The organism is Pedobacter psychrodurus, from assembly GCF_032678585.1.
GTDB lineage: Bacteria > Bacteroidota > Bacteroidia > Sphingobacteriales > Sphingobacteriaceae > Pedobacter > Pedobacter psychrodurus_A.
In genome coordinates, this window is sequence record NZ_JAVTSN010000029.1 from 1 (window position 1) to 15668 (window position 15668).

The 15668-nt window shown below is 43.0% G+C and carries 16 protein-coding genes and 1 pseudogene; 8 read left to right on the forward strand and 9 right to left on the reverse strand.

What is annotated here, in order from left to right:
- From R2S57_RS18360 to R2S57_RS18375, 4 genes and pseudogenes are all read right to left on the reverse strand, one after another.
- A pseudogene (locus R2S57_RS18360) lies at positions 1-996 on the reverse strand (excinuclease ABC subunit A); the annotation flags it as partial.
- A 150-nt stretch (positions 997-1146) separates the two neighbouring features.
- Positions 1147-1332, reverse strand: a complete 186-nt coding sequence (locus R2S57_RS18365; protein ID WP_316825998.1) for a DUF3606 domain-containing protein — start codon at positions 1330-1332, stop codon at positions 1147-1149.
- Between the two features lie 156 nt (positions 1333-1488).
- The gene (locus R2S57_RS18370) at positions 1489-3696 is read right to left on the reverse strand and encodes a hypothetical protein (RefSeq protein ID WP_316846410.1); all 2208 of its coding nucleotides are present in this window, start codon (positions 3694-3696) and stop codon (positions 1489-1491) included.
- Positions 3697-3812: 116 nt separating this feature from the next.
- Positions 3813-4172 carry a response regulator gene (locus R2S57_RS18375; protein ID WP_316826000.1) on the reverse strand — a complete coding sequence of 120 codons (360 nt, stop codon included), beginning with the start codon at positions 4170-4172 and terminating at the stop codon, positions 3813-3815.
- A gap of 353 nt (positions 4173-4525) precedes the next feature.
- Between R2S57_RS18375 and R2S57_RS18380 the strand changes: the two genes are divergently transcribed.
- The gene (locus R2S57_RS18380; protein ID WP_316846411.1) at positions 4526-4732 is read left to right on the forward strand and encodes a hypothetical protein; all 207 of its coding nucleotides are present in this window, start codon (positions 4526-4528) and stop codon (positions 4730-4732) included.
- A 363-nt stretch (positions 4733-5095) separates the two neighbouring features.
- Here R2S57_RS18380 and R2S57_RS18385 read toward each other — a convergent pair whose 3' ends face one another.
- The 4 genes from R2S57_RS18385 to R2S57_RS18400 all read right to left on the reverse strand — a co-directional run bounded on the left by R2S57_RS18385 (position 5096) and on the right by R2S57_RS18400 (position 7285).
- A complete protein-coding gene (locus tag R2S57_RS18385) occupies positions 5096-5674 on the reverse strand; it encodes a ferritin-like domain-containing protein (RefSeq protein ID WP_316846412.1) in 579 nt (192 codons plus the stop codon).
- Positions 5675-5898: 224 nt separating this feature from the next.
- Positions 5899-6186: a hypothetical protein gene (locus tag R2S57_RS18390; protein ID WP_316846413.1), complete on the reverse strand. Its 288-nt coding sequence runs from the start codon at positions 6184-6186 to the stop codon at positions 5899-5901.
- Between the two features lie 2 nt (positions 6187-6188).
- Positions 6189-6638, reverse strand: coding sequence for a hypothetical protein (locus R2S57_RS18395; RefSeq protein ID WP_316846414.1), 450 nt, complete (start codon positions 6636-6638; stop codon positions 6189-6191).
- Between the two features lie 269 nt (positions 6639-6907).
- Positions 6908-7285: a hypothetical protein gene (locus tag R2S57_RS18400; protein ID WP_316846415.1), complete on the reverse strand. Its 378-nt coding sequence runs from the start codon at positions 7283-7285 to the stop codon at positions 6908-6910.
- Positions 7286-7812: 527 nt separating this feature from the next.
- Here R2S57_RS18400 and R2S57_RS18405 point away from each other — a divergent pair.
- Positions 7813-8004, forward strand: coding sequence for a cold-shock protein (locus R2S57_RS18405; RefSeq protein WP_113946820.1), 192 nt, complete (start codon positions 7813-7815; stop codon positions 8002-8004).
- A gap of 296 nt (positions 8005-8300) precedes the next feature.
- Positions 8301-8756, forward strand: a complete 456-nt coding sequence (locus R2S57_RS18410) for a JAB domain-containing protein (RefSeq protein ID WP_316846416.1) — start codon at positions 8301-8303, stop codon at positions 8754-8756.
- A gap of 169 nt (positions 8757-8925) precedes the next feature.
- On the opposite strand, the gene R2S57_RS18415 is transcribed toward R2S57_RS18410, so the two are convergent.
- Entirely contained in the window at positions 8926-9630 is a 705-nt protein-coding gene (locus tag R2S57_RS18415; RefSeq protein WP_316846417.1) for a Crp/Fnr family transcriptional regulator, read from the reverse strand.
- 114 nt (positions 9631-9744) lie between these two features.
- Between R2S57_RS18415 and R2S57_RS18420 the strand changes: the two genes are divergently transcribed.
- The 5 genes from R2S57_RS18420 to R2S57_RS18440 all read left to right on the forward strand — a co-directional run bounded on the left by R2S57_RS18420 (position 9745) and on the right by R2S57_RS18440 (position 15594).
- Complete coding sequence (locus R2S57_RS18420) at positions 9745-11685, forward strand: chloride channel protein (protein ID WP_316846418.1); 1941 nt, start codon at positions 9745-9747, stop codon at positions 11683-11685.
- Between the two features lie 30 nt (positions 11686-11715).
- On the forward strand, positions 11716-11949 hold the full coding sequence (locus R2S57_RS18425; RefSeq protein ID WP_316846419.1) for a hypothetical protein: 234 nt from the start codon (positions 11716-11718) through the stop codon (positions 11947-11949).
- Between the two features lie 116 nt (positions 11950-12065).
- A complete protein-coding gene (locus R2S57_RS18430; protein WP_316846420.1) occupies positions 12066-12410 on the forward strand; it encodes a hypothetical protein in 345 nt (114 codons plus the stop codon).
- A 1061-nt stretch (positions 12411-13471) separates the two neighbouring features.
- Positions 13472-14086: a hypothetical protein gene (locus R2S57_RS18435; protein ID WP_316826012.1), complete on the forward strand. Its 615-nt coding sequence runs from the start codon at positions 13472-13474 to the stop codon at positions 14084-14086.
- A 17-nt stretch (positions 14087-14103) separates the two neighbouring features.
- Complete coding sequence (locus R2S57_RS18440) at positions 14104-15594, forward strand: hypothetical protein (RefSeq protein ID WP_316846421.1); 1491 nt, start codon at positions 14104-14106, stop codon at positions 15592-15594.
- Positions 15595-15668 lie beyond the last annotated feature (74 nt).

Consider the following 15668-nt stretch of genomic DNA (forward strand, 5'->3'; position numbering starts at 1 on the left):
AACGATCTGCTTTTCTGATTCTATCCCTTTAGCTTGTGCAAATTTTTTAAAAACGTCACAAAGATGCGAAATGGGGAGCCGTGAGATTTCAGCAAAATCTTTCCCGTCAAAACGGATAGATAAGGATTCTTTTCGGAGCCGCTTTCCATTGCATTCGGGGCATTTACTGCTGACCATAAACCGGCTTACCCTTTTTTTCATCAGTTCGGACTGAGTTGAACTGAATGTTTTCATTACGTAAGGTTTGGCTCCGATGAAAGTTCCCATGTAATCAGGAGTCTTCTTGTTTTTTATGGCTTTTGCGGTTTCTTCGGGAGAATATCCCGGATAAACCGGAACAGTTGGGGTCTCATTGGTAAACAGGATCCAGTCCCGCTGATCCCTGGGTAATTCTTTCCAGGGAATATCTACGTTGAAACCCATTGAAACCAATATGTCCCGCTGGTTCTGCCCCTGCCAGGCCAGGGGCCAGGAGGCCACTGCCCGCTCCCGGATACTCAGACTGTCATCGGGGACCATTGTTTTTTCTGTAACTTCAAATACGCTGCCCAAACCATGGCATTCCGGGCATGCGCCTTGTGGGGTATTGGGCGAAAAACCTTCTGCATAAATAATCGGCTGCCCTCTGGGGTATTCCCCGGCCCTGGAATAGAGCATGCGCAATAGGTTGGACAGCGTGGTCACACTTCCCACCGATGAACGGGTGCTGGTTCCGCCTCTTTGCTGCTGCAGGGCGATGGCTGGTGGCAGGCCTTCTATCGATTCCACTTCAGGAACACCCATCTGATTGAAAAGTCTACGGGCGTATGGGGAAACTGATTCCAAATAACGCCGCTGGGCTTCGGCGTATAAAGTTCCGAATGCAAGTGAGGATTTACCGGATCCGGAGACACCGGTAAATACCACAAGTTTATCCCTTGGGATATCAATGTCAATATCTTTGAGATTGTGCTCTCGTGCACCTCTGACCCTGATCATATCCTTGTTTTTCTGCATATTATTTTTACTGTTTCCTTGTTGTAACTGATATGGCCAACTTCTTTTGATATTTATAACCGGCAATCCAAAAAAGGGATAAAAGATGAAATAAAAAACAGGCCGGATCTTCCGGCCTGTTTTTATTCAAGCTCCGATTTACTGTCCGGACTAGCTGTTTTTTTTGATATATTCAGCTATCTTTTCTCTTGACGAGCTGCCCGAAGCTTTTGCCAGTTCTTTGTACTTTGCTGAAGTAACCCCTGCCTGTTTCGCAGCATAAGCTACTTCGCTTGCATCATTGAGATCCACTTTGGAATCTTCCCTGCCGTCCTGTTTACTTTTGTTATCGCTCATAGTATCAAATGTTTTCTTCATTTAACAATTTCTCTGACCTGATTGTTTAGCTGGTGATAAACTGAATTCGGCCAGTTTCCAGAAGGCATAGGCTTTTTCCCTGGGAGCCTGAACGGTTACCTTTTCAATAATGGTAATGGCTGTTATTGGATTTATTTATTGCTGGTTACGCTTTTTCCAGCTGATGTGTACGGTTTCATTCCCCATTATAAAGGCTTCCAGATCCTGGTTTCTGTCCTTGGATGGTGTTAATCTGACTGACGGCGATTGGCAAAAGAATTTAATATTTGGCATTTTGGTCTCACTTTCTGAAGGGGTAATGCGCAGCCGGTAGGATAATCTGGGATCCCCCTGAAGGTGGAAGATAACTGAACCTGGGCTTTTCCTAATCCCGGAGATGGGGCAGTCTGAAAATATCAGGAAGGGATTGTCGCTGAACCTGATAAAGTGCCGGGGCAAGATCCCAAAGGCATTGCCCGCGCCATAAACCTCCTGTCCGACAGCACCGCTCTTTTCGATTCCGTCATGTAAGTCTTCCAGTGCAATCCAAAGCTTGCGGTCTACTTCACCGGTTTTTACCTCATCGGATAACATATCTGAGGGCAGCATCGGGGGATAGTAGTATGGTGCGCGCTCAACCAGGTAACGGATAAATTCGCTACATAAGAGCCTAACGCTTGGAAGTATATCACCGCCTTCTGCATGCTTGAGGTAATCGTGCAGCGCGCAGAAAACTTCCTGCTCTTCATAGGCCGCGGTGTAAGGGGCATCTGTAAGAGGGAAAAGCGCAAAAAATGTCGGAAGATTTTTTCCGTATCCATAATTACAGTCCCATAGCTGGACGTTTTCAAAAATGGAGGCCAGGCACCTATAACTTAAGGAAAGATAAAGTTCATTGCCTGTAAGTTTAAATAACCGGAGCAGTGCTCCGGCAGCAAATGCAGTATTGTTGGCCTGGTACATGATCTTGTAGCCAACGTCCCCCAGTTTTTTTGCGGCGGTCTCCGCTTCCTTCAGGTATTTTTTATCCCCGGTAAGTTCAAAGGCCTGCAGCATCACATGGGCATATAACCCGGCCACGTCCTGTTCGCCGCCCTCTCCAGGCTTGGTTTCTGCCTTTATTACTTCAAGTGTATCCATTTTATAGAACACGGGCCAATGATATTTAAACCTGTGTGCAACTTTTATAGCAAATCCGAGTGAATCCAGAAATAGTTTCTCCGCTGTTTTATCTCCATCGAGTGCTAACCTTGACAGGTTTAAAAGCGGATGGTGCAGGTACCATGAATCCATCACCATGGGCATTTTCTGTTCCTCATCTCCCTCAAGTTTGTCCTCCGCCCCGGGGTGCCACCTCACCAGTGTCTTTAGCTTTTGGCTGTAAAATGCCGGTAGGCCCTTTTTTATGGTATCCATTACTTCCAGGGTTTTACCGCTCCACTTTGAGTAATCCACCAGCGGAAGCAGTACCGCTAACTGCACCATGATTTCCGGTGGGGTCTGGTAATCGCTTACGTAGGCATTTAGATAACTGTTACCGCCCACCATTGACCAGCAGCCAGGGTTTTCGATGAGGTCTTTTAGTCCTTTGTCCAGGATTTCGGGCCAGTGAAGGTAGTGGGTATCCGGCCTGGGGATATTAAGGTATACTTCTGCCAATAGATCAAGATAATCTTCTGCCTGATCCTGGTTTTCTTTATTTTTTGTTTTAAAAGCAATTGTTGCATCTGAAATGATAACCTCCTGGCCGGCTTTTAAAGGTTTTTCCTCCGTTTTAGGGAGGGCCAGACCGATTTCGGGCAGCATTCCGCCGACAACGCCGGATAATGAGGTGCCCGTCTGATCCGCGTAGTCAGAAAGGGCTGTGAGGTTCTGGAAATAAAGGATGCGCAGGTCTCTTTCCGGTAGCGAAAAGTATAACAGGCCTGACCTTGTTCCCATCTGGGCTGCATGAACTTCGCCCATTGCTTTCACAGCTCCTTTAACGCCTGTTGTAAGGATATCCCTGGGCCAGAATGGGATAAAAATCTCCGAGGCAGGGGTGAGTGTGCAATTATATTTTAACAGGGTAAAGTTTTCCTGTGAAAAGGAAATCCTTACTTTAAAAATTCCGACTGCTGTTTTGAGCTTTAGCGTATAATCAGTTTTATTCTTTCTGATTTTTGGGCTTTCTGATAAGCCGTCAGGAGCATAGCAGGCCCTAAAATAGACAGGTAGATTTTTTTTATGTGTGACCGAGATCCATATGGAATCCTTGGTTTGAAAAATGTTGAACCGGAGTTCCCCGTAATTTTCAGCGTGGAGCAGGGAACTGTTTTTAAACTGGGCCATCGCAGTCAGGGCCCATGGTGATAATCCTTTCATAACTGTCAATTTTACCTTTTAAACTATTCCCGTCCACAACATTGTTTTTTTTAACATTGTTTTGGAACAGGTAAAATGCAGGTATATCAGCTCTGGAAGCCCGTGCACAGATTTGTTTATGATACCAGATAAGAAACCTTTCCCATAAAATTATCAATATCAAAAGGTTTGCTGATGAAATCATCCGCCTGGCATTTTTTTCTCACATCACCCAAGGTTGCATGTGCGGACATCATCATTACTGGTATATGGCCGGTGCGGTAATCTGATTTGATTTCGCAGCAAAGATCAATGCCGTTTCCATCAGGGAGCATAATATCGAGAATGACCATATCCGGCCTGCGCTGAAAGATTTCTTTTCTAAAACTCCCAGCGTCTTCACACAGATGAACTTCATAATGTTCCTCATTCAACATATAGCCTATCATTTCCCTGATACCCTCATTATCCTCAACTACCAATATATTTTTGCTCATAACTATCTGTCTATTATATCTATTGTATCTTTAAAACTCATATTTATAAAAAAGGTTTAAAAAGAATTTAGTTGTTTGGTGCAGCCTTTAGCATCTTTCCCCTGCAGATCACCTGGATACTGCATTTAGGTTGATTCAGTATCAAGTACGAAAAGGGCTATTCGCTTAGATTTTTTGTGTTTTCCTAATACAAAACTTAAATCAACGGTTGGTGTTATCTGTTCAAATTGGTGAGATATGAAAGAAGATAAGAACAGGTGCTATTGGGCCTGATCAAGCAAAGGCTTGAAACCGTAACAAGGAGGGAATACCATGAGATAGCAGAAATCCCCACAGATAATCTGAATACCTTTATGGTAAAATACAGCTTCCTTCACGATGGTAAAGAAGGCGTTTTTAACGTTGTCGGGCACGCTCAGCCTACGAAGGGTGTAAATGAGATTGATTATATAACCCTAAAGAGTGAATTCGATACCGGATCGGTCCATTATAGTTCATTGTCAGCTAAAGATCAAGTTGACCAGGATTTGGCTGAGGTCACCAGGATCCTGAATCAATAAATTACGATAGATGTTGGTGGGAAGGGTAAAAAGTAAAATCCAAAATGACTTCGACAGATACAGTTGCTAAAAAAGCAGATACACTACAACCCGCTGAACGGCTAAATCCTGAGGACACCGTAAAAAAATACTGATGGACACATAAAGCTGCTTTTATCTAGTCAGCATTTAAAAAAAGAGAATACCTTTAGATATCCCATTATGGGGTTTACATAGCTGCCAATTGCTTTTGATGGGAATGATAAAAAACATTCATAGCAATTATTTTTTCAGGCTTTATAAAGGATTAAAGAATATTATTGGCAAATAACAAAAAAGGGATCCGTTTCAGGATCCCTTTAAATTTACCAGTACTTGCTATTATTATTCTTCGGCTGCAGCCTGGTTTACGAAGCTTACAGCGCATTCTGTCAGGGCTACATCAGTAGCTTTTTCATTTTCCAAGGTCTGTCCCAATAATTCAGCCACATCAGTCCTATCCATATTTTCGGCAAATACCTTTAAGGTGCCATAAGTAGCAATTTCATAATGCTCGACTTTCTGTGCCGCCAGGATCAGTCCTGCATCACGGATCATAGTGCCTGAATCGGTATCTGAGATAATTCCCTCAGCCTCCTCTAGCAAGCCCGCCATTGCATCACATTTTTTTGCTGCCGGTTTTTCCTCCAATAAAGCAAAAACCTGTTCCAATGTGTCGATATGGGTCTGGGTCTCCTGGGTATGTTTATCGAATGCCGCTGCAAGTTCAGGACTTGTTGCAGCTTTTTTCATTTTTGGAAGTGCTTTAACCAGGTGTTTTTCTGCCCAATAAATATCCTTTAATTCATCAACGAAAAATTCATGAAATTCAGAAGGCTCTATCTTCGCATTTTTCGCCGTGTTTTTTTTTGCTGTAGTAGTAGCTGCGGTCTTTGCCGCTCCTGCTTTTGCTGTAGTTGCCATATTGTTATGTTATTTAGTTATTGTTATACCGTTACAACTAGATATAATTGACATTGTTTAGCCTTTTTTTTAATCGGGTAATTTTCATTGCTCCACTAGGTATTTTTCCGGCCTTTGTGTTAAATACCTGATTATATATGTATTTAAGAAAAGGAAAACAATTCTTAAACTGAAAGGATTGTATAAAATGTATGGAAAAGGAAGATAGGACTGCAAATCTTTTCTTAAGTTATTTCAGGTTCTGGGGTTCCGTCCAAAATGACCGTGCTGATGTACTCTTCACCTTGCATGAACACCATGTGCAGGTCCAGGTGAAGTTTAATGCCGGCCGACATGATACTGTGCCGGGCAAATTCTGTCATTTCCCGGTGGGAGGAAAAAAGGGGTTTTGCAGGCAGTAGGATCCAGACCTGGTTGGGTTCGGCCAGGGTTACCTTTACCGGGAAACTGTTCAGTGCATGCCTGAGACGGCCGGTGATGGTATTAAGTTCTTCGCTTGTGAACTGTTCCATACTCAGCAGTTGATATGTATCTCTTTAACACCTGAACCGGCTTCTTTGAACAGATATATAATCAGGTCTTTTTCGAAAAGGACCACTTCGTTTACCTGGTCACGGACCATGTCTGCAAACGCTTTCAGGTCTGTTTCTGGCCGGGTTATGATTTTCAGCTGTCCGTCTTCAGTCCATTCCCATGCGATGATTTCGGCCGGGTACATTTCCTTTAATGCATAAGGAAGGTTTCCCATTGCCTCGCGTTCCCGGAGCACCATGGAAAGGTCCGGTAATACCTCCAATAATAAAGGATCTTCTGTCCGCCAACCGAATTCAGCGCTATCATCCTGCACTACGGATCCCTGATGTGAACCGCCTATAATTACCTTAAACTCACCATCCCGGATTAAATGGATCAGCATAGGTTCTCCCGGATTGATGGGGATGTAGGTGAATGGATCTGTGTTCATATATGATATTTACATGAAAACCTGCATTTTAACTGATTTGTTTGCCATAATTCAATTTTCAAGGACCTGGCAGATTCTTGCGAACAATAACGTGTGGATATCCGAGCCATCGATCCTATGGAACAGGCCGTCCCGCTTTTGGATGTAACCCTTAAAATTTTGATTGATCATGATCCGGTATAAAAGATCATCTCCCTTGACCCTGTCTATTACCACCAGGTCTGCGCCTATTTTTATCTGCTTCTGGAATGCTGCTGCCTTAATGTTCATTATCTAAATTTATCTTTGCTTTTTGATTGGTAATAGTCAATGACCTTTTTTGTGAATGCTTCCCCACGTTCCCTCAATTCCCTTGTTTCGTTTTCAAACCTGTTGAGCTTATCTGTCAGTGCTTTGTGGTAGGCTTTGATCCCTGAGTTGGGGTCACGGATGGATACGTTTTCCAAAACTGTCCTGATATTGATATTGGAGTCTTTTTGGTTGGCATACTTTTCATGGAACTCTTCGGGGGTATACCAGTTGTTGTTCAGCTTGTTGTACAGCCAGCAGTTTGCACGTTTGGCTTCGGCCACAATCGCCATATTGGTGAACACGCCCTGTTTTTTATCATGGTGGCTTAACTGGTGTGGCTGGCTAGTGGATTTCATACTGCAAATTTTACTAAAAAAATTAGTATTTCAAAATACAATGATTAACATTCATACCACTTTTGGGTTGTGGGAGGAGAGGGCCTGCTTTAAAGCGCATTAATGATAGCGTTAGGTTGATCTTTGCAATTTGGTAATATTGTTGGCCAGATAAAGGCTGCTATTATTGGGTATATTTGCAGGATGGTAGCAAAACTCCTTGTTTCGAGAAGTAATTCAATAACCCTGCTTAATGGTCTTAATGTTGGTGATTCTGTAGAGGATGAATCGGGTAGGTGCGGAATTATTGATAAGATCGAGGTGGTCAGGTATCAAAGGGAAACCCATTTTTATTTTAGGCTGAAAAAAAACAAGGGCTCAATCCTGATATTAAAGTAATCAATCGGCTTTTGATCCCGCACGGTGCGGATACTGTCCTGTCAGGAGTCTAATATGTGCATGGAGCACCCGGAGAGCATAAGTGTGGGAAGGTTACAACTTATTTTAATAACTTGCATAATTAAACATCTTAAAGAAAAACAGTTATTATGGCATCAGGTAAAGTGAAATTTTTTAATGAATCAAAAGGATTCGGATTTGTGGTTGAAGAGGGTACTGGCAAAGAGTTTTTTGTTCATATCTCAGGTCTAAAAGATGATGTGAGAGAGAATGACGAAGTGACTTTTGATGTTCAGGACGGCAAAAAGGGACCAAACGCGGTAAACGTTAAATTGGTATAATCCTCCCATTTTGATTTATTTGTATGGAGTGCGGGCAGTTTGACTTCCTGCACTTTTTTTTTCTGTATCGGCTTTGAATCAAAATAAAAACGGTTAATTTCCATCTTTCGTGGGGGATGGCTGGGGAGGTATTCATTCAATCCGGGTACAAATTTAGGTTTCGTTGCTGGTACGCGGAAGAAATTCCGGCATAAACCCACCTGTGGCCTTTGCACACTTTTCCATTTATTCCGTTGCTTCTCCCAGCTTTAGCAGCCATGAAACCTATGGATGCACCATAATTAAATAAAAATATTATGGAAAATGTAAATTATCAGGTTGCGGAAATTGAGATCAGTTATAAGCCTAAATTCAAGGTTGCGGAGCGCCCAAAGGTTACTTCGTCTGATATGGCTTTCAAAATATTGCTGGGCAGCTGGGATGCGGGCCGGATCGAGCTATTGGAAGAATTTAAGGTAGTAATGCTGAGCAGCCAGAACAGGGTGCTCGGGGTGGTGGATATTTCCAGGGGCGGCATTTCGGGTGTGGTTGCCGATCCCAGGGTGATTTTTTCCATTGCTTTAAAATCATGCGCTAGCAGTCTGATCGTATCACATAACCACCCGAGTGGGGAGCTGCGTCCGAGCGCTGCAGATATTGCGCTCACTTCGAAGCTTGTCTCGGGCGGGGAGATCCTTGGGATCACTGTTCATGATCATCTGATTGTTTCGCCTTATGGGTATTTTAGCTTTAGGGACCAGGAGATGATATAGGGTATATATAGGTGATAAGCTGGCCAGTCTCGCTATTTAGCGATTGACCGGCTTTTTTTGTGCCTGTTTATTCTGTTTTTACAGTTATGGGAATCCTGGTACCAAGCCCATCCGTGCGCTTATCATGTCGCGCAAAAGTACGTAAGACGCACTAACAAGTTATTGGTCATCAGGTCTTTCTGTTGTCATCCGTTACAACAAGCTGAAGAAAAGAGGTATCAAGGACATTGATTCTTTTGCCGTTCGCGCTAAGTTTTCCTGCTTTGGTGAATTCTGTGAAAACCTTAAAAAGTGTTTCGTAGGTTGTGCCCGAATAGGAGGCAATATCCTGACGGGAGATATCAAGATCTATTGCTCCACTGGCATCAGTCCCAAATTGTGACCTTAGGGAAAGCAGGGCGGTGGCGATCCTTGCCTTTACCGGCATATGGGCAAGATTGCGCATCCGTTCGTGTGACTCCTGGAGCTCGGAAGCAAAAAAATCCATCATCTGATAGGTAAGTCCGGGATTTACCGTCAGGCTTGATCTAAAAAATTCAAGATCGATAAAACATACGTTTGCCTGTTCAAGTGCTGTAGCGGAAACGGGGTAGGTAGGGTTTTTTCCAAGTCCGAGGTGCCCGATCACATCACCCGGTTTTGCAAACCTGATAATGAGTTCCTTTTCGTTGTCCCACTTTTTATGGACTTTTATTGTTCCCGAAAAAACGAAAAAGATGCCGCTAACAGTTTCTGTTTCCATAAATAACTGGTCGCCTTTTTTTAACTGGAAATTCCTTTTCTTCTGGGCAACAGCGGGAAGCCAATCCGCTATTACACGGCTGCAGAGAAAACAGCTTTTTACATCGCACAGGTTATTACATTCTTTCATCATCCAGATATTTCACAGGCAAAAATACAACTTATATTTAATTGCTAAGATGAATAGAATATTATTGTTTAAAATATATTTACTTTAATAAATTGTTGTAAAAATGTTTAATTTATATTGTTTAAAATATATTTTAATTTTTATTTGTGTTTTTTTATTTTACTTTTGTTGCATTCCAAAAGTAAAATGAACAGTAGAAAAAATATAATCCCGATATCCCCTTCGCTGGGCGTTTTCGGTAAGTTTAAAATGGGCAGGAACAGAGAGAAAAGTTCTAAGGAGCGTCTTTTGTTTATTTCTATGTTGTCTGTAGGGGTTGCTGCAGTGATTTCCCTAATAGCAAAGGTTCTGGTGTCCCTGATCAACCTGGTTACGGACATATCTTTCTATCAGCGGTTTGGATTTGATTTCCAAAGCCCGGCGGACAATCATCTGGGGCTATGGGTGATTTTGGTGCCCGTTATCGGTGGAGTTATAGTTGGGCTGATGGCACTTTATGGTTCCAAGGCGATCAGGGGACATGGGATCCCTGAGGCAATGGAGCAGGTTTTGACCAACCAGAGCAGGATAAAGCCTGCGATAGCGATCTTGAAACCTGTTTCTTCTGCAATTGCGATAGGTACAGGTGGACCTTTCGGCGCTGAAGGACCAATTATTGCAACGGGAGGTGCCTTGGGCTCAACGCTGGGACAGCTATTTACGGTGAGTCCGAATGAGCGTAAAATTATCCTTGCCGCGGGGGCTACTGCTGGGATGTCCGCTATATTCGGGACTCCCTTGGCAGCGGTATTTCTCGCAATAGAACTGTTGTTGTTCGAGTTTTCAGCCAGATCTATTATTCCCGTCGCCCTCGCCTGCATCACCGGCGCAGCCGGACACCATCTTCTTTTTGAAGCAGGACCGGTATTTCCCATGCCGGCACTTTTGCCGCCCTCGAATGCTGCATTGGGTTTATATAGTTTTATCGGGATCCTTGTCGGTTTCGCATCACTCGGACTGACCAAGATCGTATACATTATTGAGGATGCTTTTGAAAAAATCCCGCTCCACTGGATGTGGTGGCCAGCTATCGGGGGGCTTGCAGTTGGTATCGTTGGTTACTTTGCACCGCGGACACTGGGAGTAGGATATGATAATATCATCTCGCTTTTAAGTGGACAGCTTTCCATTTCGGTTATCCTTTCACTGTGCCTGTTCAAATTTATTTCCTGGGCAATTGCTCTTGGCAGTGGGACTTCGGGCGGAACGCTTGCGCCTTTGATGACCATTGGTGGGGCAAGCGGGGCTGCTTTGGGCTATCTGCTGCATAACTTCTTTCCCGCTCTGGATATCAGTATACCCATGTCGGCACTGGTTGGTATGTCGGCGATGTTTGCAGGTGCCTCCAGGGCATATCTTACGAGCATTCTTTTTGCGCTGGAGTCTACCCATCAGATCAACGGGCTTCTTCCGCTTTTGGGAGCCTGTTCTGGGGCCTATCTTATTTCGGTGTTTTTTATGAAAAACACGATCATGACCGAAAAGATTGCACGCAGGGGTGTGCATACACCCGATAGTTATGAACCTGATCTATTGCTGAAACTCCGTGTCTCGGAAGTTATGGACAAAAATCCTGTATTTATAAGTCCGTATAATACCATTGCGGAGGTGAGAAGGTATTTTGGGGAAAATCCTCCTGTGGAAAATCAGTATGCCGTGAAGGAGCCGACAGGGGACTGCCTGGGCGCGGTTTCTGTATTGGATCTTTTTCAGCCTTCGGCAGATACCGAAAAAGAAATACTGTCAATAACAAAACCTCTAAATGCGCGGGTCAAAGATAGCGACTCATTGAAAAACACGTTGGGAGTTATGTCGCTACATCAGGTTGAATCTCTGATGGTATTCAGTAGCAGGGATGAAGGGGCTTTTGAAGGTCTGTTGAGTTATAGGGATGTTGTCAGGGCCTATCATGTGAATCACGAGAGTGAGAGCAGGACCGGGAGAAACCTTTCGCTGGACAGGCAGACGAAGAAAATTATTGTCAGGGGCAAAAGGATGATGGCCGATAGGAGGCCTTAATACGTTTTTGGTTTTTTAAAATTTAATATCATGAAAAAAGCAATTTATTGTATGATGACCGCTGGCCTAATTGTGCTGGTTGTCGCTTTGTTTACCACAGGCCATCTCAATTCGGTGAACGCGGTCGACTCACATCCATGGACGATCAATATCAACGGGATACATTCCTTTGCGTGGCCTGAATTCTGTGGAGGCTTGTTGATCGCATTAGGTGGGATTTTCAATATCGCTACCTGGCAGCAAAAAAAATACCGGGTGGGATAATTTTGTCCTGTCATTTTTATGATGAGGAAAGGGTTGCGAAAAAGAATGGGCCTGCCATTGGCTTCCCTGAAATTATATTCCGACCCGGAATAGTTAAATAGTATCAGCTTATTTTAATGGAAGAGAACGATATCGATGAAGTGATAGAGGGCTTAAAGGCAAAAGGATATACGCTTACGTTTAACCCTGAAGATTCAGATGCTGCTTCATGGGGAATATCCGATCCCTGGCCCTCGGGTATAGCCTTTGATGTGGATGAGATAATCCCGTGCAGGGGTTCTGAGGGCATAGCGCTCAGGGTGTTTGCGGTAACCACCAAGCCGTTTGGTTTAAAGGGGATCTGGGTGTTGTCCGGTGAGGAGCAGAAATACTGGACGGTTGAGGAAATAATGAATGGGTTTGGGAAAGTTTTCAGGTCGGTTTTTCTATTTCTGTTTAAAAGAAACAATAAGTTTCCTTAGAAAAACATGAGCTGCATTTTTTTATATAACCCCTCAAGCCTGTTTATTGGTCTAACTGGTATTATATTTGCTGTAATGGCGGGTAAAACCTAATAAAATAGTAATGACAACCATTAGAAAATCAATCCTATTTACTAAAACTGTTCTCAATTTTTTTGGATATTTGGTTAATCAATCCTTGAACAGGGGCAAACTGAATAAAAAGTCCGGTCAGCTTTAATTCCAAAAATCCTGTTAGGCATCCTGAAGTGACTTTTGATCCAACTGTCAGTAATCATGTTTCGTCCATCCCCGGTTCATTATTTACCTTCAATATGGATATCCCATTGCTGTTATGTACCTAAAATTAGGCGATAGATAAACACCCGCTCATTTATAATATACTTCTTTTCTAATGCCGTGTGCTTTGTGAATATTGTATTGGAGTTAGCTTATTAGTGGGTTTTCTTTTTTGCTGTTTCCTATAGGCCAGGCCATTGGTTGTATTTCTTGTCTGGAAAGATTGCGCATCTGTTCCTGTCAGGAATAGATTGCTTGGTTACTGCTATAGGTATAGTTTTATAAATCATTTTCTTTTGTCATGCACATTTCCCATTTGTCTGCCGGTATAATTCAGGGCACCCTACATTTAACATTGGGATTATTCGACTTTAAAAATAACTATTGTGGGCTGCGGTAATCATTTTCTGATATCATAACCTGGGCTATGCTCGGATTACATACGGGATTGGTATAAAATAGTTCAATGCGTTTTTATCGTAATGCATAAAATCCCTGATTTTAGGATGGTGTGAGTGAATTATCCATGATTTTGATTGTTTAATCTATTTTTTGAGGTCATAGGCTTCGTACATTGTAATTACAACAATCGGAAAATCTAATGATGATTCAACGCTCTCCCTACCGCTATACATTAAAATACAAACAGCTATACTGTTTGTTCTCAATGCTTGCTTCTTTTATATATAATCCAAGCATTAAGATGAGGCAATTTCAATTGTAAATTGATCCTGAAATATTCGGATAGCTTAATCTGAAACACATCATCCTAAACCTATTTTATGAAAATGAATCTAATTTTAACAAGTTTACAGTGTTTTAATGCAGCAGTTTTTGCACGAAGTTTAAATTCTAGATTAACATCTGGTCCAATTGCAACGGGAAGATCAGCCACAATATTTAAGCTGCATATGGTTAGGTTGGCCGCGATTTTGGTTTTGCTGTTTCCTGTTGTGCTAAAAGCACAAAACTGCGTTGTGAATAAAAATGAGCTCACGGGAAAAATCATCCGCTCGGGCACTACACAGATAGTCGGTGACTCCTCTGTTGCTCCCACCAACTTTTCAATTATCAAAATAGATTCTTCATACACCGTCAGTTTGATTGTTCACACCGGCACCTGGCAAAACTCAGGGCAGTCTGAGTTAGTCATAAACTTTACGAGCAGCAAAACTGTCACTCTTGCTGCGACCGTTCAGATAATGCCCGGCGGATCCACAGTTATCATCAATGCGCCGTTACCGGCAAAGGAAGCGACGCCTCTCTCAACAGGTCAGATTGCCTGGATCACCCTGAATAAGGGAACGCCGGGTGGCACAGAACTAAGTATTAAGCTTTCAGCTCTGGAGGCCGATACCGTGATCAACAGCTTTCGCTGTCTCAACGCTGCTAATTAACGCTAAAAATTAAATAAATGCTCAGACTTGATATGAAAATAAAAGAAATAGTCCTTTTCTCGCTCTTATCTGCAGGCAGTTTCCTGGCCGGTGCCCAGTCTCCCAAAAAAGAGGTGATGCCAATTTCCCCAGAGGCGGCAGCATTGAACAAGGTGGTCGGTTACCCTGTAAACTTCAGTACTGGGGCGCCTGATATATCTGTCCCGTTATATACTGTGGAAAGCGGGGATCTAAAGCTACCCATCAAGCTCAACTATCATCCGGGAGGTTTTAAGATCAATGAGCAGTCGACCAGTGTGGGCCTGGGATGGTCTTTGAGTTCTGATATACAGATATCACGTTCTATTAATGGACTGGATGATTTTGATCGGGATATTGGCTACCTGGCAAACACCGATCTGCGAACCTATTACCAGGACAGCGGTTGTTCAGAGTGCAATTATCCTTTTTACACCACATACATGACAGAGCGATTGGCCTCGGGCAGTTTTGACGGTGCCCCTGATAAATTTAATTACAGGCTGATTAATAAAACCGGCTCGTTCTATTTTGTCAAGAATAACACAGGAACGGGTTACTTTATCATGCCGGTGCCTTATGACAATATTACCATTCAGTATACAGATAACCGCTTTATTATTACGGATACAGACGGTACAGTCTACTATTTCGGCTCTGGCGGGCAGTTTGACCCCAACAACCCTTCGCAGCAGGGGCTTGAGCTGTCAGGTCAAAAAGGAATCAATGGTACCTGGTCTGATCCATATACAAGCCATATTACGACATGGAAATGTAAGCAGATCGTTAATGCCACTAAAACGGAAAACCTTAACTTTAATTACACAGCCAAACCTGATATGGTGTACAAAAGGAACGCGGAAAAAATAGAATATTATAGCAACCCCGGTCCATGTACACTTGGAGGTGTAGGTAACCTCAATAACCAGGTCAGCCCCGGGATTAGCTCCTACTCCAATTTAATAGCGAATTATGCTTTTTATAACCTGTCTTCTCCCAAGTACATGCTCACATACCCCGAAGGAGCTGTTTTTTATTTGCCATACCTTACATACACAGGGTCAACCTATCAGGTAAACAACAGGACATTTAGCACTACAAGTTCGGATTTTCCGCTTGCACCTCCGGTAACAGTTTCCGCGCTCGCCCTTGAAAAAATAACTTTCAGGGGTGGTGAAATATCCTTTAACGGTACGGATCAGATGTTTTCAATTTCCATTTATAATAGTATGGCCGGGCAGACATCACGTGTTATCGAGCTGAAAAACAGTTATGTTTCAGAAATCAGTATGGATTACCCAAAACGGGCGAACGGCGGTAATTTCAAGGGTACCCTATATCTTGACAGTATCAATATCAAAGTAAATGGCGTATCCTTTGAAAAATATGGTTTTTTATACAATCAAAAAACCTGCTTTGGTAACCATTTGCGAGGTTCAGATGCATGGGGTTACCCTAACTTAAGTACCTCTTCCGGTAGGGGGGCGTAGAATCTACGACCATGGTGCCCTATAGCAGTATCACACAGAGATTTTACAACTACATCGGCATCAGTAACTGTAAT

Coding starts and splice junctions, on each gene's coding strand:
- R2S57_RS18370 (WP_316846410.1), bottom strand. CDS start 3,696: ATGAAAGGATTATCACCATGGGCCCTGACTGCGATGGCCCAGTTTAAA.
- R2S57_RS18390 (WP_316846413.1), bottom strand. CDS start 6,186: ATGGAACAGTTCACAAGCGAAGAACTTAATACCATCACCGGCCGTCTC.
- R2S57_RS18430 (WP_316846420.1), top strand. CDS start 12,066: ATGGAAGAGAACGATATCGATGAAGTGATAGAGGGCTTAAAGGCAAAA.
- R2S57_RS18415 (WP_316846417.1), bottom strand. CDS start 9,630: ATGATGAAAGAATGTAATAACCTGTGCGATGTAAAAAGCTGTTTTCTC.
- R2S57_RS18380 (WP_316846411.1), top strand. CDS start 4,526: ATGGTAAAATACAGCTTCCTTCACGATGGTAAAGAAGGCGTTTTTAAC.
- R2S57_RS18410 (WP_316846416.1), top strand. CDS start 8,301: ATGGAAAATGTAAATTATCAGGTTGCGGAAATTGAGATCAGTTATAAG.
- R2S57_RS18400 (WP_316846415.1), bottom strand. CDS start 7,285: ATGAAATCCACTAGCCAGCCACACCAGTTAAGCCACCATGATAAAAAA.
- R2S57_RS18440 (WP_316846421.1), top strand. CDS start 14,104: ATGCTCAGACTTGATATGAAAATAAAAGAAATAGTCCTTTTCTCGCTC.
- R2S57_RS18395 (WP_316846414.1), bottom strand. CDS start 6,638: ATGAACACAGATCCATTCACCTACATCCCCATCAATCCGGGAGAACCT.
- R2S57_RS18365 (WP_316825998.1), bottom strand. CDS start 1,332: ATGAGCGATAACAAAAGTAAACAGGACGGCAGGGAAGATTCCAAAGTG.
- R2S57_RS18425 (WP_316846419.1), top strand. CDS start 11,716: ATGAAAAAAGCAATTTATTGTATGATGACCGCTGGCCTAATTGTGCTG.
- R2S57_RS18375 (WP_316826000.1), bottom strand. CDS start 4,172: ATGAGCAAAAATATATTGGTAGTTGAGGATAATGAGGGTATCAGGGAA.
- R2S57_RS18405 (WP_113946820.1), top strand. CDS start 7,813: ATGGCATCAGGTAAAGTGAAATTTTTTAATGAATCAAAAGGATTCGGA.
- R2S57_RS18435 (WP_316826012.1), top strand. CDS start 13,472: ATGAAAATGAATCTAATTTTAACAAGTTTACAGTGTTTTAATGCAGCA.
- R2S57_RS18385 (WP_316846412.1), bottom strand. CDS start 5,674: ATGGCAACTACAGCAAAAGCAGGAGCGGCAAAGACCGCAGCTACTACT.